The sequence below is a fragment of the Alloacidobacterium dinghuense genome, from assembly GCF_014274465.1.
Taxonomy (GTDB): Bacteria; Acidobacteriota; Terriglobia; order Terriglobales; family Acidobacteriaceae; genus Alloacidobacterium; species Alloacidobacterium dinghuense.
Genome location: NZ_CP060394.1, coordinates 3352978 through 3372733 on the forward strand (window position 1 = coordinate 3352978; position 19756 = coordinate 3372733).

Consider the following 19756-nt stretch of genomic DNA (forward strand, 5'->3'; position numbering starts at 1 on the left):
ATCAGGACGCAGGCTGGATCACGCCACGGCATTCGCCGAAACCAATACGGGGATGGCCTTCCCGCTCGCAGTAAGCGCGAAAAATCACCTCGTCTCCATCCTCAAGAAATTTACGCGTTTCGCCACTCGGCAGCGGAATCGGCTCCGCTCCGCGCTGTGTCATCTCCAGCAAAGAGCCGACCGACTCTTTCGCCGCGCCGGAAACCGTTCCTGAAGCCAGCAAATCGCCCGGCTGCAGATTGCAACCGTTGCTGGTGTGATGCGTGAGCATTTGCGCCAGTGTCCAGTACAAATCGCGTGCGTTGCCTCTGCTGATGCGCGCGGGCGCTTGTCCTGCTTCGCGAATGCGCCGCGATGAGAGCAAGACCTCGAGCTTCAGATCAATCCCGCCACGCTTCTGGTTCGACTCGGAATTGAGGTACGGCAACGGCTGCGGATCGCCAGGAGCACGCTCGAAAGCATGCGTGCGAAACGGTTCAAGCGCATCCAAAGTCACAACCCACGGAGAAACACTCGTTGCAAAACTTTTGGCTAGAAAAGGACCCAGCGGCTGATACTCCCAGGCCTGAATATCGCGAGCCGACCAGTCATTCAAAAGGCAAAGCCCAAAGATGTGGCTCTCGGCCTCAGACAAGGAAACAGGCTCGCCTCGGCGATTCCCTTCTGCAACAAAAAATCCCACTTCGAGTTCATAATCAAGCAGTCGGCTCGGACCGAAGGCAGGACTCTCAGCGTCTGCTGCCTTTGTCTGTCCACAGGGGCGTTTGATTTCCGTCCCACTAACCACAATGGATGACGCGCGCCCATGGTAGCCAATGGGGACGTGCTTGTAATTCGGTAGCAGCGGGTTATCCGGTCTGAATAACCTGCCAACGTTGGTCGCATGATAGATCGATGCATAGAAATCCGTGTAGTCGCCGATTGCTGTAGGCAGATGCATCGTAGTTTCGCCCGCAGAACGCAAATTTCGCTCAACCTTGCTACGGATTTCCGGTGCGACGTCTATACGAAGTATCTCGATAAGACGCGCGCGCAATGTCGCTGCAGCCCGGCGTCCATGTGACATAAGACCATTGAGCGTGGCGGCGGTACAGGCCTGTTGCAACAGAGGGTCCAGCGCCCGAAACAGCCCTTGTTCAGCGCAGGCACGAATGTCCAGGACCCGATCACCAATCGCAACCCCAATCCGAGGCTTGAGCTCACTTGCTGAGAAAACACCGAACGGCAAATTCTGCAATGGAAAATCCGTTGCGCTATCGTTGGCCGATTCCACCCAGCTCTTATCCACCGTCACAGCCATCCCAAAGCCTTCAGTTCAGCAACCGGCTCAGTGAATGAACAGGAACCGAATCCAATCGCAAACTGTTGGCGAGCAGCCTTGATCTGCTTTGTCGAAAGGCGATAGCTGTTCCATTTCAGCGTATCTTTCTTCCACTGAAATGCGGCAGGCGATTCCTCATTCAACAAACCGATCACATCCTCTCTGGCCGCGCCTTGATATGCAATCGCCGCTGCTACAAATACGTTCACAAATCCGTGCATCACGGCTGATGCGCTGTTCTCTTCATAGGTAAGCTTTTTCGTCGAGCGCAGAGGATGATGCAATCCGGCTGTCGCTTTAAAGGGAATCTTCGCCTTTGCGCAGGCGATCAGAAAGTCGGCAATCTCCTGCGTGCTTGGGATCGCATCAGCCGTGACGCCCCCAGTGCGGATCTTGGCTCTTGCGTCAAACTTGCTCAACACAGGCAGTATCGCGTCGCTCTGTTGCGACTGGAATTCTGCATACGCCACCATGCCCGATGGAGCAGAAGCGAGCCTCTGCTCAAGTTGCGCAACATCGGGAGCCTTCAGCTCAATAGCATCCAGAAAAGCTGCCCCCTCGCTGAATGGCTCAATCAGATTCGCATCCTCATCCGTCTCGCCCGAACTAAGCACACTCAGAAGCCACGGAGACATCTGTTCGCTGCAACAGGCTTCAGCAAATGCCGCTGTGAATTCGGTCAATCTCTGTGCAGGCACGACGAATCTGCCGAGCATCCATGCATCCTCGCACGTTCGATACGCAGAGTAGTTGCGGACCGCTGTTTGCATGTCGAGAGACGCCGGAGGGAAGAGGCCTGCGTAGTCGATGATACCTTCGAGCAGAGCACGCGTAACTGTCATTCCTTCGTCCTGATTTCCGTTCAATTGCCGGGCTTGAAATGTTTCTTCAACCCCTGCCAGCATTCGTAATATTCATGCTGCAGGATTTTCGTCTCCAGAGCGAACTTCGTTGGCCGCACCGCCAGCTGCGTTTCAAACATGAACGCAAGCGTATTGCCAAGATACTGCGGTTTAAGTTCCGCGCTGCTGGCGCGCTCAAACGTTTCCGCATCAGGACCGTGACCGGCCATGCAGTTGTGCAGGCTCGCTCCGCCCGGCACAAAGCCCTCCGCCTTTGCGTCATATTGGCCGAAGATCAGACCCATGAACTCATTCATCATGTTGCGATGGAACCACGGCGGACGGAAGGTGTGTTCCGCCACCATCCATCGCGGTGGAAAGATGGCAAAGTCGACGTTGGCAGTGCCTGGGATCAGGCTGGGCGCAGTGAGCACCGTGTAGATCGACGGATCAGGATGATCGAAAGATACCGTGTTAATGCAGTTAAAGTTCTTTAGATCGTATTTGTACGGGGCATAGTTACCATGCCATGCAACAACATCCAGTGGCGAATGATCGATCTCTGCAATCCAGAGATTTCCAAGAAATTTACTGACGATATGAAAGCCGCCCTCGCGATCTTCATACGCAGCAACCGGATAAAGAAAGTCGCGCGCATTCGCCAGCCCGTTGGCTCCGATCGGACCAAGATCAGGCAAGCGAAACGGTTGCCCATAATTCTCGCAAATATACCCGCGAGCCGCTTTCTCTTCGAGAACAACACGAAATTTCAATCCACGCGGCAACACACAAATCTCGCCTGGAACGACACCGATGATGCCCAGTTCCGTATGGACGCGCAGACCGCCTTGTTGCGGAACGAGCAGCAATTCGCCATCGGCGTTGTAGAAGAATCGATCGTCCATCGACTTATTGATGGCGTAGAGATGAATGCCAACTCCCGTTTGCATCGCCGGATCACCATTGCCGCCCAGCGTGATAATGCCATCAACGAAGTCCGTCGGTTCCGACGGGATCGGAATCGGATCCCAGCGAAGCTGATTCGGCAGCGTCGGCACTTCAGTAAACGGGCCACTGCGCATCAGGCGCGTCGAATATTCCTCGTAGGGCTTGTGCGTAACCGATGGCTTGATGCGATAAGTCCAGGTACGGCGGTTCACGTGCCGTGGTGATGTAAAGGATGTTCCGCTGAATTGCTCGGTATAGAGACCGAGCGGATGCTTCTGTGGCGCATTCTGTCCTTGAGGTAAAGCGCCCGAGACAGCTTCGGTTGCAAACTCATTGGCGAACCCCGACTGATATTTCAGCGTAGAAGCTGGCATTGTTTCTCCCTGAATCGAAGACGTCAAAACTCTATAAGCTACCGGGAGGAGCGTGGCTTTGGCAAACCCTTCAGGCGTTATCGCTCAACGGAAAAGAGCTTCGGCAACACCTCGCCGGCCTTGCCCAGCACAACCTCCGTAAACGCGCCCGCATTCAGTGGCTTTTCGGGTCCAACGTAGTAGGTGCGGACTTTTGGCGTTGCTGGCAAGTTACGCTGATTGGCCCAGTGCACAAAGCTGGCAGCCGGATGCACATTTCCCGACGTCCCCACCACAAGCATCACGCTGCAGAAATCGATTTCACGCATGATGCATTCCATCTCCAGCGGATACTCCCCAAACCACACAATATTCGGACGAATCTGCGCACCACATGCGCAAGTTGGAATCTCGCTTGCCGATTCGTAAAACTTTCTGTCGATGAAAACCGGCGCACCGCAATCGGATTCGCAGCGCGAAGAAAAAAGCTCTCCATGCATGTGGACCAGGTTGTGTGCTCCGGCGCGCTCATGGAGGTCATCCACATTCTGCGTACAGAGAAAGAACCGATCTCCCAATTGCGCCTCAAGAGCAGCCAGAGCTGAGTGCGCTGGGTTTGGCTCACATCTCTGCGCGTCCCGTCGCCGCATGGAGTAAAACCGCCACACCAGTTCCGGATTCGACTCCCACGCCTCAGGGCTCGCTACATCTTCAACCCGATATCCGCTCCAAAGCCCATCGCTATCGCGAAAAGTAGGAATGCCGCTTTCGGCACTGATGCCGGCGCCGGTAAGAACGAAAATGCGATCCTTCAACGTGATCGGAATGATTGTGCTCACGCATCAAGCGTAGCGGAAAAGCATCATAAACCCGAAATCCATGTGACTCTGCTGATGACAATGAAAAAGCGTCATGCCCGGGTTCGACGCAGTGAAGTCGACCTCAGCAGTGCTCTTCGCCTTCACTACAAGCACATCTTTCATAAGGCCACTGATGCTGGTTCCATCAAGACTTGTGACTTCAAACGTGTGACGATGCAGGTGGATAGGGTGATCGTCGGTACTCTCGTTCTGCATCGACAAGCGATATCGCTTGCCCTGCTGCAGCGTGATCATATCAGTCTTAGGAAAAGACTTGCCGTTAATCATCCAGTGGTCAAAGTCGCCATGCCCCGTAAATTTAGAGCGGAAGACTAGAGGAATGCGTACGTCGGGCTCTGCTGCCTTTTGCGAACGTGCAAAATGCGCATAGTCCCAGAGTATTTCAGGTGGAGAGAGCCATCGCGCGTCGCCCTGCTGATTCGCATACTCAATAACAATGCCCATCCCTGCCTTGCGAAGATCGTCGCGCGTTTCTCCAAGAATCCAGACGCCAGCCTGCTTCATTTCGATCGCAACATCGATTCGCTCGGCCGGCGCGAGGCGCACAGCCTGCACATTCTTCTGCACGGGCACAGGGTTACCATCCATGGCGACGACCTGCATCTCATGTCCGGAACACGCCAACCAGTGCGTTAGCGTCGCGCTCGCATTCAGAATATGCAAGAGAACGCGCTGGCCCTGCTTCACGCGAATCGGTTCGCCAGCGCCAAGCATCTTGCTGTTGATCGTGGCATAGTCGTAGCTCACGTCCATCGAAGTATCTCCGCCGCCACCCATATATCCGTTCCAATCATGCAGCGTAAGGAAAATCTCCTGATCGAAAACTCCCGCGTTCTCCTTGGGGTCAATATAAAAACAGCCGAACTGCCCTGAGTAAGTAGCTCTTCGCAGGTTGTGACCGGCGTAGGTGTGCGTGTGATACCAGCGAAAGCCCGATGGTCGCGGAGTAAAGCTATATCGCTGACGGCCATGCGCAGGAATCATGGGAGATCCCTCTTCCATGGAGCCATCCACATCTGAAGGGATCCATAGGCCATGCCAATGCACGATCTCTGGCGCATCCGTCTGGTTCGAAACATCAATCGTGATCGGCTTACCCTCAGGCCAACGAATCAGCGGACCGGGAACCGTTCCGTTATACGCGACAGTGTGGATCGTCTTACCGGCAGCAATCTCCAGATCGAGGTTCGCGATGGTCAGCGCGATATCTGCCGGCTGCTGTCCCCACGCTCTTGTCAGATGACCGACACCAGACTTCGCCGCAAGAGCACCGCTACCCGCAAGAAAATCCCGGCGATTCATCCTCATTGCGTACTCATCGAACTTCCGCGCTCATGGTGGCCTGACCAGTCGAAACGTCGACCAACAATAGCTTTCACGATCAGGTGATCGGTTCCCGCTGTGGGACCTATGCCCACGCCAAAGTTGATCTCCCAGTTTGGCGAGACATTGAGATCGATAGCCGGGAAAAACTGCTGCTGCTGATTGTGAAAATCGTCGAAGCTGCCGAGTCTCCCATATGACGCATAGTATTCAAGCCCGCCAGTGATGACCTTGGTGAAGTCATAACTGATCTTGGCATTCGGCGAAAATCCAACTCCCTGCGAAACGCTCTGCCCGTGAAAAGAGCGTTCGAGCGCAGGATTCACGGCGAAATACCAGCGCCCTATCTGCTTGTCGACGATGGGCCGAATCTCCCAGGTCCACGTATCCGTCGAAAAGTCGCGCCGCTGATATCCAATTTCAGTCGAAAGGCTCACACCGACAGGCCAGTGCCAGCTGTCCGGAACGCGCACACGCGGCCGAATGTGATCGCCTACCCATTGAATGCCCTGCCCGCTCCGCGAGCTGGTGAAAATGTAAAAGCCCACTTCCGACCAACTGGTAAGCCCCTGCGTAATCTCGACAGTCTCATGCAATGCATGATTTGTCGGGTACGTGCCGTCTGCCGTGTATTCCGACCCGGGAAGAGGCTTTGATCCATCCACCGTGAAGTTGCTGTGCAGTTCCAACATGGTCGTCTTCGGTGCAACCGTCTGAGAACCATAGACCTGAATTTCGTAATTGTCTTGTGCTGCAAGTGGTCGGACCACTAAAGGGCTGCAACACATCAGAAAAAGGACGCCAAAGGCAGATTTTTTCTTCCGCTTGGGCTTCAACAAGACTGTTTTCAGGGGCAAGCAGATACTCCTGCATAGTTGATGACAGGATACTACCGGCCGAATCAGATTCATTTCCTATCACTGTCATAAGCAAAACCAATCGGAGACCGCACTGGTCCGATTTCCAGCTATGCTCAAGGCATGCTCCCATCGCGTGATCAGCATCTCGTACAGATCGTCGATGCAGCATTAGCTGATACCGCTCTCCGCAGCGGTGAGTGGCTTGTCTGTCGTCCGGGATGCACGCAATGCTGTGTGGGAGCGTTTGCCATCAGCCAACTGGATGCGGAACGTCTCCGCACAGGATTGCGACAGCTTGAAGCGACCGACCCGCAACGCGCTGCGCGAATTCTGGAACGCGTTCACCTTTCGGTTTCACGAATCGCCGCCGATTTTCCCGGAAATGTCCATACCGGAATCCTGGAAGAGTCACCTGAGGCACAAGAGCAATTTGCGGATTTTGCGAACGATGAGGTCTGTCCAGTGCTCGACCCCGAGACGGGCATGTGCGATTTGTATACCGCCCGTCCGATGACCTGTCGTGTTTTTGGCCCTCCAGTGCGATCCGAAGATGGCCTTGGCGTCTGCGAGCTTTGCTATCACGACGCGAGCGAAGACGAAATCGCAGCATGCGAGATGCACCTGGGTACTGACGCGCTGGAGGCCGAACTAGAATCGCAGGTCGAAACGGAGACCGGCCAACATGGCAACACCATCGTCGCTTTTGCGTTACATCGATAGCACCTCCTGCTACATTCATTAGCAACACTGTCCTATTTCTCTCCAGGGGATGTAACTTTGATCTCGTTCTTGCGCAGGCATTTCTTGTCCTCCTCCGCGATGCTGGCGGTCTGCCTCATCTCAGTCGGCTGCAACACCGTTCAAACCACGTTGCCCCCTCCGCCGCCGCACACCATCGGCTTCATGACTGACTTTGATGTCCGCGATGACGCCATCGGTATTTGCAAAGCAGTCATGGACGGAATCGCGCCCGGAGTGCGCATCATCGACATCACCCACCAGGTAACGCCATTCGATATCGCAGAGGGAGCGCGCTTTCTCGCCGGCTCTGCACCCTACTTCCAAAAGGACGCGATCTTCGTCGTCGTCATTGATCCCGGAGTCGGCAGCGCGCGCAAGGCGATCATCGCAAAATCAAAAGTAGGCCAGTACTTCGTTCTCCCGGACAATGGACTCCTCACTCTGGTGCAGGACCGCGACGGCATCGAAGCCGCCCGCGAAATTACGAACACTCAATGGATGATCGGATCGAAGCTCTCTTCCACCTTTCACGGCCGCGACATTTTTTCTCCCGCTGGCGCGCATCTCGCCCGTGGTGACGACTGGACGCAGGCTGGTCCAGAACTCGATGTGTCAAAGTTGGTGCGCCTCGACATTCACACAGCGACAGTAGACGACAAAGGTCTTCAAGGACAGGTCATCGGAACCGATGGACCTTTTGGGAATCTGGTCCTGAACGTGCCGTCCGACACTTTTGCCAAGCTCGGCTATCAACTTGGCGATAAGGTGCCCGTAACGCTGAATAACCACAAATACGAATTCCCCTTCGAGAAAACCTTCAGCGATGTTCCGCTAGGCAAGCCACTCTTCTACATCGATTCGCGTGGCCGATTGAGCCTGGGAATCAACCAGCGCAATTTTGCTGAGACCTACAAGATCACACCGCCCACAGATCTCTTCATCCCGAAGAAATAACATTGCATAGCGGGGTGCATTCTAGTCAGGTGCTCCCGCCGCGCCTTTCGTCGGCCCGCGATGATATACAGATAAGTCGGAGTCTATGCCGCGTCGCATACAGTTTTGGGTCATCGCCTTCCTGGCTGTCACCACCACGCTGATTGCAGGCAGCTCATCGGCGACGCAGCAAACGCTGAAGGCCCCGGACCCCGACGCCGCATGCGCAAAGTGTCATCGCAAAATCTACGATAGCTACAAACGAACACCGATGGCACAGGCAAGCGGCATCGCTGCCGACGGCCTCATTCCCGGCGACTTTCTGCATGCAGCCTCCGGCGTGCACTACCGCCTGTTTTTGCAGGACGGGCGTGCGTGGCTCTCCTATCAGCGACCCAATGCGACTCCGGAACGCACCCTCGACGGCAAACAGGAGCTGATCTATTACCTCGGCTCCGGCAAGCGGGGACGAACGTACCTCTTTCAACAGGAGGCTTTCTGGTTTGAGATCCCGGTGAATTGGTACGCAAAGAAACAGGTCTGGGATATGGCTCCGCATTTTCTCCAGGCCAAAGAAATGCCGCTAACCCTTCCCATCGATGCCGGCTGCCTTCGTTGTCATGCCAGTGATGTGCAAACACCGCTGCCGGGCGGTCGAAATCACTACGCTGGTTCGCCGTTTTTGCACGGAGGCATCGGTTGCGCCGCATGTCACGGCGATCCATCGTCCCACCTGGCGCAGAACGGTAAGGGACCGATACTAAACCCAAATAAGCTGGACGCAATCCGTAGGGATTCGGCTTGTCTCCAGTGCCATCTTGAAGGCGAATCCACCATTGCGCGTTCTGGACACAGCCTGACCTCGTATCGCCCCGGAGACAATCTCTTCGATCACATCATCTTCTTTGTGCACAAAGACACAACAGGCCCGGCGGGACGCGCGACCAGCCAGTGGGAGGCCCTTCTCGAAAGCAAATGCAAGCAGCAGAGTGGCGATAAGCTCACATGCACCACATGCCACGACCCGCACAACACGGTTGAACCGGAGAAGCGTGTGAGCTATTACCGCGCGAAATGCCTCACCTGCCACAACGACACTGCATTTATCGCAAAACATCATCCGGAAAATCCGGATTGCGCCTCCTGCCACATGCCGCGCCAGTCAACAACAGACATTGCGCACGAACAGGTCACCGATCACCGCATCCAGAAGCCCGCAAGCCTCACGCCGGGAGCGATGACAGCGACATCGAAGGAGATCGTAACGGTCGACAACTTGCCGGTAACGGCGCGTGAATACGGGCTTGCCTATGCGCAGATGGCCCTGCACGGCGATCCCTTTGCGATACATCAGGCGATGCGGTATCTGAAGGAAGCCGAGCAGTCCGATGTAACGCAGGCATCTGATGCCGAGTTGCACACGCAACTCGGATTTCTCGCGCAAAGAACAGGAGACAACAAGCTGGCGGCAACTGAATATGAGACGGCGCTAAAGGCAGATCCACACAAAAGCACAGCGGCTGGCGATCTCGCGATTCTGCGCATCCAGGCCGGCGATCTCGCAAATGCCATCCCGCTCTTGCAATCTGCTTTCTTGGAAGATCCGGAACAACTCGCCGCTGGATATGACCTCGCCGTTGTGCAGTGCAATCAAGGTAATGCGCCAGCCGCTATCCAGGCCCTCAATCGTGTTCTTCTCTTCTCGCCTGACGACACCAGGGCACACGCGTTTCTGCTCGCCATCAAAAGTGGCGCGCAACCGTGCGGCCAGCATCAATGATTTCCTGTCGTCGCGGCTTGTAGGCGGGCCAGATTAGCCTGCGCCTGCGCATGATTCGGCGCGATGCGCAGCGCATGCTGAAAATCTTCGCGGGCTTCAGACGTCTTTCCTGCCTTCACCTCCAACACACCGAGGTTGTTCCAACCATCAGCGTCATTCCCGTCAAGATGAAGCGCTGCCTGCTGTTCGACAATTGCGTCGTTTAATTGCCCGGTGGTTGTCAGCACTTGTGATAAGAGCGAGTGAACCGTCGGATCGTCCGGCGTCAGCGCGGCCGCGGCCTTTAATTGCGTCGCAGCATCTCCAAAGCGTCCGAGTTGCACATAAGCCATCGCTAGATGCTCACGCATCTCAGCGTCCTTATCGTCCTGCTTAACTGCCGACTCCAACAAATCGGCAGCGTGCGCCGGATCACCCGAAGCAATCGCCAACTGCGCCGAGCCATCAAGCGCAGCAGCATCGTGTGGATTGAGTTCGAGCGCTCGCTGAAACTCTGGTTGCGCCGCATCAGGACGCTGCTCTTTCAACAACGCCAATCCCAGACCGCTGTGCGCATCAGCGTCGTCAGAATGCTGCTCAAGAATCGCGCGGAACTGTTGTTCGGCACGCGCAGCGTCGTCATGATTCAGATCCATACGTCCCAGATCAAAGCGAGCGTCCACTTGATCCGAGTTGATGTCGATTGCCTTTTCGTAAGTTTCAGCAGCTTGCTGTGTTTCGCCCGCCTTATCCAACGCCACCCCTAGCGCCGTCAACGTGCGCGGATTGTCGGCATCGATGGCCAACTCACGCCGATAAGCGCCAATCGCCTGCGAATACTTGCCCTGCCCCAGGTATGCGCCCGCAAGATTGAAGATCGCAATCGAATCCTGCGGATCTTTCCGCAGCCTGTTCTCCATCCAGGCCTGCTCCAGAAGGTAGCGTGGATCAGGCGCATCAGGCGCCCGCTTCAACGGCAAAACCTGTAGCCACAAGTGGCCCATCTCATCCACCGACCGATTCCCGGCTTTCACCCGAATCGGCGGGTTATTCGGATTGTGAATGTTCTCGCTCGAATTATCGTAGGTGTAGCGCATGTACAGCACCGTCCCTTTCGGCAAGCGAAGCGGCGTGCGATAGCGATAAACCGATTGTCGGTCGATGTCCCAATTGCGGATCCAAACGAGCCATTTCTTCTCGCCCGACGGCAGAACAGCGTACCCCTGCAAGTCTTTTCCAAGATAGTGCGCATGAGGATAGACGCCGAGCACCTCGACGTCGACCGGCAGCTTCATCTGATCCTGAACGACAAAATCGCGCGCTCCCGGCGGAATATCTAGCGCCCGATCATCTTCCAGCTGCAGCAGCATCGGCTGCTTTTCCGGAGGCTTGTCCGTAAAGTACAAACCGATTTCTGCCTGCATCGTCTCCAGCTTGCCTGAAGGCTTGAGGTGCATGTTCAGAATCAGATCGTTCCCCGGATCGAGTCGCCACGGCATTCCCTCCGGCTCCGTCAGAACCGGCGTATCCGGCTTCCAGAAAAGAAAATGACTGTCAGGATCGAACGTATGCCCTGCATCGACTTCCAACTCCATCCCGGCAACACCCTCCTGCCAATCCCTCGGATGTGCCTTGCGAAACGACGCTGTCCGATCGATCAAGACATTCGCGTGGTGCACAACCTGCGGCGTTCCCGGCAGAATCTCAATCGCGCGCACATAACGCGTGTGCTTAAGCGGATACGGAAGAACAAAATTGCGGAAGACATCCGTGCCCGACGCGATCAACGTATATGGCTTCGCAACTTTCAGAATCAGATCAGGCGGGCCCAATTCCCATGTCTCGCCATAATGCGGAGCAGCCGGAACATCCGCCGCATCTCCCTGCGCCATTCCCGTCATCACCCATTCCCGAATGAGTTTGAGATCGGAATCCGAAAGCCGCCGATTGTCAGCAAAGTCTCCGTATCCCGGCTCCGGCAGCCACGGAGGCATATAGCGACTCTGCGTCACCTGCAGCATCTGCTGTCCCCAGCGGCGCGCATCTGCATAGGTCATCAGACTGAAGGGCCCCGCGCCTCCTGGGTGATGACACGTGGTGCAATTCTTATAAAGAATCGGCGCGATCTGCCGCGCATAGATTACGGGAGCGTCCGCAGCACGAACAGGAGGATGCATCGCGACTCGCATGCCTGCAAACACGACAAGCCCCATGAAAATTCCGCCGCACCTCAGTTGAATCTTCATGGCTGCCGTGTCACGATCGCGCAGCCTACAGGCGCTCCGCCAGGTTGCGGGGCAGCCCTGTTCTCCAGTGCTGCGGCAATCGCATCTTCGAGTTCGTGGTGCTGTGCGCGAGGCCGCTCAGAGCCAAGAGACAGATAGCGGTCATCGATGCGTCCGTGGTACACCTCGCGCAAATCGTTTTCATCCCGCAGAAAAACCGCAGCCTCCGGTGTCACTCTCACCTTCGCCATGCGCACCAAAGATTGTTCCTTATCGAGGATCACGCTGTCTGTATCACCAAATTGCGCTGCATGTTGCTTGAGCTTCGCCGCCGTCTCATCCGGGTTGGGGTACACCTCCCAGAACTGCACGCCTCTAGCCGCATACTCCTGCTTTAATCGCATTAATTCTGGCAGATATCGATTCGAAATCGGGCAATCCGACGCGGCAAAGAAAAGCACGACAACGCGCGTTCCTGGAGAAGCAAGAGTCGCAACCGGCGTGCCGTCAAGTTCAATGCCAAAAGGGGCGCTCTGTGCTTCCGCAGGCCACGCAAGCAGCAGGATCGCAACGGCCAAACACCATCTCACTGCGATCTCAGGAAGGGCGATCTTCTTCGCCGAATAGGGCCTGCTGGACACACAAGTATCTTAATCATCAAGGTTCGGCGGGGTGCCATTCTTGACAATCGCAACTGTCAGTCACTATAGTTTCTGCTCGTTAGCGGCAGTGCACCGCAACGTGAAACGGCAGTTATGCAGCGGCTCGTAATGCTGCTTCCTGTTGTATTTGACAGAACATCGTCTTCAGACCAGATAAAGAGAATCGCTCTTACGCATGCTGCCTTCCAGAATTCGTGGAAGGGACAAAGACGGCGTACGCGGAGCGGCAACGGCTTCAAGTTTTTGGGAGACCACAATTATGACACGCATAAGCAAGGCGCTTGCCTGCGGGTTGGGTGCTGTTCTCTTCTCTTTCCTTCCGCTCACATCTCAAGCACAAGCAATCTACGGATCAATCTACGGAACGGTAACCGACAACACCGGCGCAGTCGTTCCCAATGCGACCGTTACAGTTACTGACGAGGCAAAAGGCACCGCCCAGGACGTCGTAACCAACGCCGCTGGTGAATACTCTGTCCAGCACCTGATACCCGATGTTTACGACGTGAAAGTGGTCGTGGCCGGCTTTCAAACCGCCGAGACCAAGGGAATTCAGGTTTTCGCCGACAGCTCTCCAAAAGCTGACATCCAACTGGTTGTCGGGGCCGCAGCCACGACAGTCACCGTCAGCGCCGATGCCATTCCCATCCTGAAGACGGATAAGGCCGACGTGGCCACGGAATTTACGTCGCAGGACATCAGCAGCGTGCCGCTTCCGAATCGCAACTTCACCGCGATTCAATTGCTGCTTCCCGGAGCGCAGCAATTGAACTGGGCACACGCTGCGGACGAGAACCCGCAAGCGAGCTTGCAGATTCAGGTCGACGGCCAGGCATTCGGCGGCGTCGCCTATCAGCTCGACGGCACCGACAACCAGGACCCGATCCTGGGAATCATCGTCATTAACCCGCCACTCGATGCAATGGCCGAAACGAAAATTACAACGCAGAATTTCGACGCCGAATTCGGCAAGGCAGTTTCGTCCGTCATCGTCGCCAGCACCAAGTCTGGTTCCAACAGCTTCCACGGCGGCGCTTTCGACTATCGCGAAAGCAATGCGAACCTGGCGCGCGACCCCTGGACTCAATTCCCTGGCACGATCTTTCCTGGCGGACTGAAAAACCAGTTCGGTGGTTTCATCGGCGGTCCCGTCATTAAGGACAAGATCTTCTTCTTCGGCGACTACCAGGGCGTGCGGCAAAGAGTTGGCACTCCGGCAACCGCAACTGTCCCGTCTGCATACTTGAAGTCAACCTGCCTCGGACAGGCTACCTCGCCTAGCGGTATTGCCGGCTGCGATTTCAGCGAGTATGCCAACTATCGCTCAGATGCCGTCGGTCCAAACAAGCAGCTCATCTATCACAATGTCAATGGAACACAAGTTCCGTATCCCAGCAACGTCATTCCTACCGCAGATCTTTCTCCCCAGGCACTCAATCTGCTGCAGCTGCTGCCTACACCAAACACCACCGGCATCGCCGGCCTGGCCAACAACTATTCATCAAGCGGCACCGGCATTTTCAACAACAACCAATGGGACGAGCGAGTAGATTGGCAGGCCACCCAGAAGACCCACGTCTTCGAGCGTTTCAGCCGCTTCACCAGCACTCTCACAGGTACAACGCTCTTTGGAGCAGCGGGCGGCCCGGGCTTCGGAATTAACGGCTACGGCGGCAACTCCACGGGCGCGGATGACAGCCTGGCGGCTGGCTTTGACATGGCCATCAATGCCTCGCTGCTGACCGATTTCCGCGTCGGCTATTACCGCTACAACGTCATCGATGTGATGTACGACCAGACCATCGCATTCGCTAGCCAACTCGGAATTCCCAACATGAACCTCGGAACTCCTGACACGGATGGCGCCCCCTACTTCAACATTGCCGATCTCACGATCACCGGCGCCAATGGCCCCAACAATCCTACGAACGGTGGCGCTCAGTACGGCAGCGGACTCAACCTGAACCGGTGCAACTGCCCGCTAACCGAGCGCGAGGACCAATATCAGATTGTCAATAATTGGACCAAGATCATCGGCAATCACTCGGTCAAATTCGGCGCCGACCTTCGCTATGCACGCAATCTGCGCGTGCCCAGCGACCAAAGCCGCGTAGGTATTTTGAATATCGGCTCTGGCCCAACTTCCAATGGCAACGGCTCGGGCGGCCTTGGCATGGCCACCTTCCTGCTGGGCGACGTTACCCTATTGCAGCGGTACGTCAGCTCTTCTACGAATGCCAAGGAATTCCAGAAACGTTTGTTCTTCTACGGACAGGACACTTGGCATCCCAGTCCTAAGCTAACAGTCAACCTCGGATTGCGTTACGAGTTCTATTTCCCTGAAGTCGTGAATGGCGCGGGAAATGGCGCTCTGATGAACCTGAACGACGGCTTTATCCGGGTTGCCGGAGTCGGAGGCATCGGCACCAACATGAACTGGAGTCTGCCATCCAATGCGTGGAACCCACGCATTGGTGTCGCCTATCAACTTGACGATAAGACGGTCATTCGCTCCGGCTACGGGCGCAGTTTCGATATCGGCGTCTTCGGCTCCATTTTCGGACACGTGGTAACGCAGAACCTTCCGGTCCTGGCAAAGCAAGCGTTCGGAAATAACAGCTCGACAGCTGCCGCCTTCACTTTGGCCCAGGGCCCACCACTCAACGTTTTTCCGACCGTTCCGTCTAATGGCTTGCTCCCGGCCCCGAATTACAACGTCAGCGTGAATGCGCGTCCGGACGGTTTGCGGCTGCCGACACTGGATGCATGGAACCTCAGTGTTCAGCGTTCCATCACTCCAACGTTGTCCGTCACGATGGCCTATGTAGGCAATAAAGGCACCCACACGCTCGCCGGCGGTGATGGAAACAATACCAACCCGAATGAGCCTGGTATCTTCCTTCCCGGCGCGCAGAGCATCAATGGCCAGACCTTGCACTATGACCCGAGCGTACCTGGCAATACCATTTCTGCGAACAACGGCGTTTCACAGACCCAACTTCTGCAGCGCTACTACGGAGGCACATTACCCGCCTGTCAGAATGCTGGGTATATCGCCGGCATTCTGCAATACCAGGCGCAGAACCCCAAAGCCTTCCCGTCAACCATCGTACCGGGGCAATGCGGATGGACCCAAAGCATCGGCTACTACTCGGATAATCTGGATACCCACTTCAATGCCTTACAGGCAACCATGGCCAAGCAATTCACAAAGGGTCTTTCCTTCACCGTGAATTACGCCTGGCAACGCGGGTTCAACTACAACTCCGGCTACTCATCTTGGGAGAAATCAGCAGTATACGGGCGTGACGAGGCCATTCGCGAAAACCAGGTCGTCGGCTTCGGTGTCTGGCAACTCCCGTTTGGCAAGAAGGGGATGGTCGCCACCAATGTTCCCACCTGGGCTGACTACATCATCGGGGGTTGGCAATTCAGCCCGACGATCAACTGGGCTACTGGGCTTCCCTTCACCCTCGGCTACGCGGAATGCAATACGGCCGTTCCAGGAGGCGGCGCTCCCTGCTATCCAAACGGCAGCGGAAGCTTCCTGAAGACCAATTTGAGCAGTTTCGACCCTGTAGCTCATCAACGCACCTACTTCATCGGAACCAAAACTCCGCTGACCCAGGCGTCATTCCAGGGCTTCTCCGCTCCTGCGCTTGACAATATCGGTACGGCGGGGCGCGACAGCGTCTACGGCCCGCATGTCTTCACCGCAGACATGTCGCTGCAAAAGACAATTCCAATTTGGGAAAGCGTGAGCGCCCAGTTCCGTTTGGATGCTTACAACGTCTTCAACCACATGAATGCCGGCAACCCCGGCCAGACCAACATCGACGGCGGCAACGGAACAATCAGCCAGGGTCCGTTTATCAATGGCTACAGCAACCCGCGTCAACTTCAACTCGGTTTCAGAGTTGAGTTCTAGCGCAACCGCAGTCACTCATATCAGGGGAGCTGTTAGCTCCCCTGATTTATTTTTGCGATACACTTCGTCCATCACTATGCGCAGATGTTTTCTCCTATGCGCCTTCTTATGGGCCCCTGTGCTTCTCTCATGGCCGTCGCGAGCACTGCAATCTTCAGCGACTACAGCCAACTCCACGGACTCAGCTCCATCCCTGGCACAAGCCCAGCAGATGTTGGCTCAAGGCAAGCTCGATCAATCGCTCGCAGAATTGAACACTCTCGGCAAACAGACACCGGAGCCGCTTGGAGTCGAACGCCTGCGCGGGTTCATCTTTTACCAGCAAAGCAAGTTTGTTGAAGCTGACGCCGCCTTCGCCAAGGCGCTCGCACAAGACCCGCATGACACGGAAGCCATGCAGCTGCGCGGAGTCACGCTCTTCCGCATGGGCAAAGCAGCGGACGCAATTCCCCTGCTCGAACAGGCCCACGCCTCAATATCAGAGGCGAACATCGATCCCAATTACGTGCTCGGCGTAGCCTACATGCAGGTCGGACGTCTCGACGACGCGCGCCACGCCTTCGCCGCACAATACGGCTTTCCAGCAGATTCTGCTCCAGCCTACTTGCTCGCCGCTCGCATGTTTTTTCATCAGGAGAATGTACCCGCAGCCCACGCCTCTGCAAGCAAGGCTCTGCAATTAAACCCCAGTCTGCCGCTGGCGCATCAGCTCCTCGGCGAAATAGCCCTCGCCACCGGCGACATACCCGGCGCAATTGCCGAGCTTGAAAAAGAGCAACAACTCAATCCGCTCAACGGTGAACTCTACGACCGCCTCGGCGACGCCTATCTGCGCAACCGGCAATTCACCGAGGCACAGCATGCTCTCAATCGCGCTGTTCTCCTTGAACCCAACGCCACCGGTCCGTATATCCTTCTGGGCAAGCTGATGTTGAACCAACAGAATCCAGTCATGGCGGGCATGTATCTTGAACGAGCCCGGCAAATGGACCCGGCTAACTACATGACGCACTTCCTCCTCGGGCAGGTCTATCGCACTGAAGGTCGCCGCGAGGATGCAGCTCGCGAGTTCCAGACTGCGGAACAACTCCAGTCCTCCCGCTCCTCCAAAATGGAAGCGCCGCACTGATCCATGTCATTGCCCTCGCGCCTATTCATTTGTGCCTACTTGCTTTCTGCTCTGGCCATGGCGCGCGCCCAAACCACTCACGCCGCCGAAACGAATCTGCAACAAGCTAACGCAGCCTTCCATGCCGGATATGCTGCCGCTTCAAACGGCGATCTGAACACGGCCCGGCAGCAGTTTCAGCGAGCCGTGCAACTTGCGCCGCAGGTGGAAGAAGGTCACAGCGCGCTCGGCGGCGTCTTGTATCAGATGGGCGAATATGCAAAAGCCATTCCTGAGTTGGAAACAGCACTCCGCCTCAAACCCGGCGATCAGGCTGCACACGAAAATCTCGCCCTCGCCTATACCCAGATCGGCGACTATCAAAAAGCGCTGCCGATCTTCGATCGCCTTGAGAATCAGGCATCGCAGCCGCTCTCCGCCGATCTGCTTGCCTCCTATGCTCGCGCCCTCGCCGCTACGCAGCAGCTTCCAGCCGCGATACGAAAAACCAAGGCGGCCATCGCAGCCGCTCCGCAAAGCGCCGCTCTCTACGACCAGCTAGGCTCGCTTTACGCGCAGATGCAGAATTGGCAGCAGGCGCAGAACGCCTTCGAACAAGCTCTGCGACTCGATCCTCAACTCGCCGTCGCGCATCTCCACTTAGGAATCATTCTCGCGCGCGAAAACCAAACCGTCGCAGCAGTTCAGGAGCTGACAACCGCCACTCAGATTGATCCACAAAATGCTACGGCACAGCTGGAGCTTGGAAAAGTATTCGCCGCCATCAATCAGGACGATAACGCGATTCCGCGATTTCAGCAGGCACTCACGCTCGATCCGAAACTCATCGAAGCTGCAAATGAATGGGCCATGGCCCTCCAGCGCACCGGTAAAGAGGAACAGGCAATTCCGCTCTTCGAAAAAGTAGTCGTGGCGCAGCCTCAGAACGCAATCGCCTTCACCAATCTGGGCCTCGCACTGGTGCAAACCGGAAAAGCAAAAGAGGCCGTCCCCGATTATCAGCGAGCCATAGCCATCAATCCCAATGATGCCACCACGCATCAGGATCTCGGCGTCGCCTATCTGCAGGAAAGCAATATCGACGACGCCATCCATCAATTCCGCGCCGGACTTGAACTCTCTCCCGAAAGCCCGCAGCTGCATTACAACCTCGGCTTAGCTTTCAAACTGAAAGATGATTTACCGCACGCGATCACGGAATTAGAGACCGCTGCGAAATTGGACGCAAATTCGCCCGACCCGCCATACACGCTCGGCATTCTCTACATGCAGCAAGGCCGCTTCGATGACGCCGCTGCACAACTCCGCACCGCACTTGAACGCCGCCCGGAAAACGGCGATGGCTGGGCCATCCTCGGCAGCGTCTATAAACAGCAGGCAAAGTATGACGAAGCAGCAGCGGCACTGCGCAAAGCTATCGAGTTCCTGCCCAATCAGCCCGGCACCCACATCACGCTCGCGAGCGTTCTCCAGCAACAGGGCAAGAAGCAGGAAGCGGCCGCGGAGCGCAAAATAGCCGCCGATCTGACGCGCGTCGCCGTTAACCGCCAGCGCGCCACATTCGCCACCAACACAGGCAATCTCCTGCTGCAGAAAGGACAAATAGCCGACGCAATCGATCGCTACCAGGACGCGATCAACAGCGATCCAACCTACCGCGAGGCGCACGCACAGCTCGCCGCCGCATACGAGCGTCAGGGACGCACCGCCGACGCCGCCGCAGAACGCGCCAAAGCTGCGGCACTTCAATCCAATCGCCCTTAGGACATGTCGGGGCGAGAGCCAGAGAAGCTCTGCGAGGACCAAAGTTGCGGCGTCATTCTGACGACCAAAGGGAGGAAGAATCTGAAC

At 56.2% G+C, this 19756-nt stretch carries 14 protein-coding genes; 6 read left to right on the plus strand and 8 right to left on the minus strand.

Going from position 1 to position 19756, the window contains the following annotated elements; all coding sequences use genetic code 11:
• Position 1: 1 nt before the first annotated feature.
• The 6 genes from fahA to H7849_RS13790 all read right to left on the minus strand — a co-directional run bounded on the left by fahA (position 2) and on the right by H7849_RS13790 (position 6438).
• The gene (fahA, locus tag H7849_RS13765; protein ID WP_186740004.1) at positions 2–1300 is read right to left on the minus strand and encodes a fumarylacetoacetase; all 1299 of its coding nucleotides are present in this window, start codon (positions 1298–1300) and stop codon (positions 2–4) included.
• Positions 1291–2163 (minus strand): hypothetical protein, encoded by an 873-nt coding sequence (locus H7849_RS13770; protein WP_186740006.1) that lies wholly within the window; start codon positions 2161–2163, stop codon positions 1291–1293. Before H7849_RS13770 ends, fahA begins: the two co-directional genes overlap by 10 nt.
• Before the next feature lie 20 nt (positions 2164–2183).
• Complete coding sequence (hmgA, locus tag H7849_RS13775; RefSeq protein ID WP_186740008.1) at positions 2184–3485, minus strand: homogentisate 1,2-dioxygenase; 1302 nt, start codon at positions 3483–3485, stop codon at positions 2184–2186.
• Positions 3486–3562: 77 nt separating this feature from the next.
• The gene (locus H7849_RS13780) at positions 3563–4303 is read right to left on the minus strand and encodes an SIR2 family NAD-dependent protein deacylase (protein ID WP_251106259.1); all 741 of its coding nucleotides are present in this window, start codon (positions 4301–4303) and stop codon (positions 3563–3565) included.
• A gap of 3 nt (positions 4304–4306) precedes the next feature.
• Entirely contained in the window at positions 4307–5653 is a 1347-nt protein-coding gene (locus H7849_RS13785; RefSeq protein ID WP_251106260.1) for a multicopper oxidase family protein, read from the minus strand.
• Positions 5650–6438: a hypothetical protein gene (locus tag H7849_RS13790; RefSeq protein WP_251106261.1), complete on the minus strand. Its 789-nt coding sequence runs from the start codon at positions 6436–6438 to the stop codon at positions 5650–5652. The genes H7849_RS13785 and H7849_RS13790 overlap by 4 nt, the downstream gene beginning before the upstream one ends.
• 210 nt (positions 6439–6648) lie before the next feature.
• Between H7849_RS13790 and H7849_RS13795 the strand changes: the two genes are divergently transcribed.
• From H7849_RS13795 to H7849_RS13805, 3 genes are all read left to right on the plus strand, one after another.
• Positions 6649–7248 carry a YkgJ family cysteine cluster protein gene (locus H7849_RS13795; protein ID WP_186740010.1) on the plus strand — a complete coding sequence of 200 codons (600 nt, stop codon included), beginning with the start codon at positions 6649–6651 and terminating at the stop codon, positions 7246–7248.
• Positions 7249–7332: 84 nt separating this feature from the next.
• Positions 7333–8223, plus strand: coding sequence for an SAM hydrolase/SAM-dependent halogenase family protein (locus H7849_RS13800; RefSeq protein WP_251106262.1), 891 nt, complete (start codon positions 7333–7335; stop codon positions 8221–8223).
• Positions 8224–8308: 85 nt separating this feature from the next.
• Complete coding sequence (locus tag H7849_RS13805; RefSeq protein WP_186740012.1) at positions 8309–9982, plus strand: tetratricopeptide repeat protein; 1674 nt, start codon at positions 8309–8311, stop codon at positions 9980–9982.
• Here the strand turns inward: H7849_RS13805 and H7849_RS13810 are convergent.
• On the minus strand, positions 9976–12174 hold the full coding sequence (locus H7849_RS13810) for a tetratricopeptide repeat protein (protein ID WP_186740014.1): 2199 nt from the start codon (positions 12172–12174) through the stop codon (positions 9976–9978). The genes H7849_RS13805 and H7849_RS13810 overlap by 7 nt on opposite strands.
• 29 nt (positions 12175–12203) lie before the next feature.
• Positions 12204–12827 carry a redoxin family protein gene (locus H7849_RS13815; RefSeq protein WP_186740016.1) on the minus strand — a complete coding sequence of 208 codons (624 nt, stop codon included), beginning with the start codon at positions 12825–12827 and terminating at the stop codon, positions 12204–12206.
• 280 nt (positions 12828–13107) lie between these two features.
• On the opposite strand from H7849_RS13815, the gene H7849_RS13820 reads away from it, so the two are divergent.
• The 3 genes from H7849_RS13820 (at position 13108) to H7849_RS13830 (ending at position 19669) form a co-directional block, all read left to right on the plus strand.
• Positions 13108–16776: a TonB-dependent receptor gene (locus H7849_RS13820; RefSeq protein WP_186740018.1), complete on the plus strand. Its 3669-nt coding sequence runs from the start codon at positions 13108–13110 to the stop codon at positions 16774–16776.
• Between the two features lie 211 nt (positions 16777–16987).
• Positions 16988–17905, plus strand: coding sequence for a tetratricopeptide repeat protein (locus H7849_RS13825; protein WP_251106263.1), 918 nt, complete (start codon positions 16988–16990; stop codon positions 17903–17905).
• A 3-nt stretch (positions 17906–17908) separates the two neighbouring features.
• The gene (locus tag H7849_RS13830; protein WP_186740022.1) at positions 17909–19669 is read left to right on the plus strand and encodes a tetratricopeptide repeat protein; all 1761 of its coding nucleotides are present in this window, start codon (positions 17909–17911) and stop codon (positions 19667–19669) included.
• Positions 19670–19756: the final 87 nt, after the last annotated feature.

What these genes read in the sequence shown, in the direction of transcription:
- H7849_RS13830 (WP_186740022.1), top strand. Translation starts at nt 17,909, where the DNA reads ATGTCATTGCCCTCGCGCCTATTCATTTGTGCCTACTTGCTTTCTGCT.
- fahA (WP_186740004.1), bottom strand. Translation starts at nt 1,300, where the DNA reads ATGGCTGTGACGGTGGATAAGAGCTGGGTGGAATCGGCCAACGATAGC.
- H7849_RS13805 (WP_186740012.1), top strand. Translation starts at nt 8,309, where the DNA reads ATGCCGCGTCGCATACAGTTTTGGGTCATCGCCTTCCTGGCTGTCACC.
- H7849_RS13770 (WP_186740006.1), bottom strand. Translation starts at nt 2,163, where the DNA reads ATGACAGTTACGCGTGCTCTGCTCGAAGGTATCATCGACTACGCAGGC.
- H7849_RS13825 (WP_251106263.1), top strand. Translation starts at nt 16,988, where the DNA reads ATGTTGGCTCAAGGCAAGCTCGATCAATCGCTCGCAGAATTGAACACT.
- H7849_RS13785 (WP_251106260.1), bottom strand. Translation starts at nt 5,653, where the DNA reads ATGAGGATGAATCGCCGGGATTTTCTTGCGGGTAGCGGTGCTCTTGCG.
- H7849_RS13820 (WP_186740018.1), top strand. Translation starts at nt 13,108, where the DNA reads ATGACACGCATAAGCAAGGCGCTTGCCTGCGGGTTGGGTGCTGTTCTC.
- H7849_RS13810 (WP_186740014.1), bottom strand. Translation starts at nt 12,174, where the DNA reads ATGGGGCTTGTCGTGTTTGCAGGCATGCGAGTCGCGATGCATCCTCCT.
- hmgA (WP_186740008.1), bottom strand. Translation starts at nt 3,485, where the DNA reads ATGCCAGCTTCTACGCTGAAATATCAGTCGGGGTTCGCCAATGAGTTT.
- H7849_RS13795 (WP_186740010.1), top strand. Translation starts at nt 6,649, where the DNA reads ATGCTCCCATCGCGTGATCAGCATCTCGTACAGATCGTCGATGCAGCA.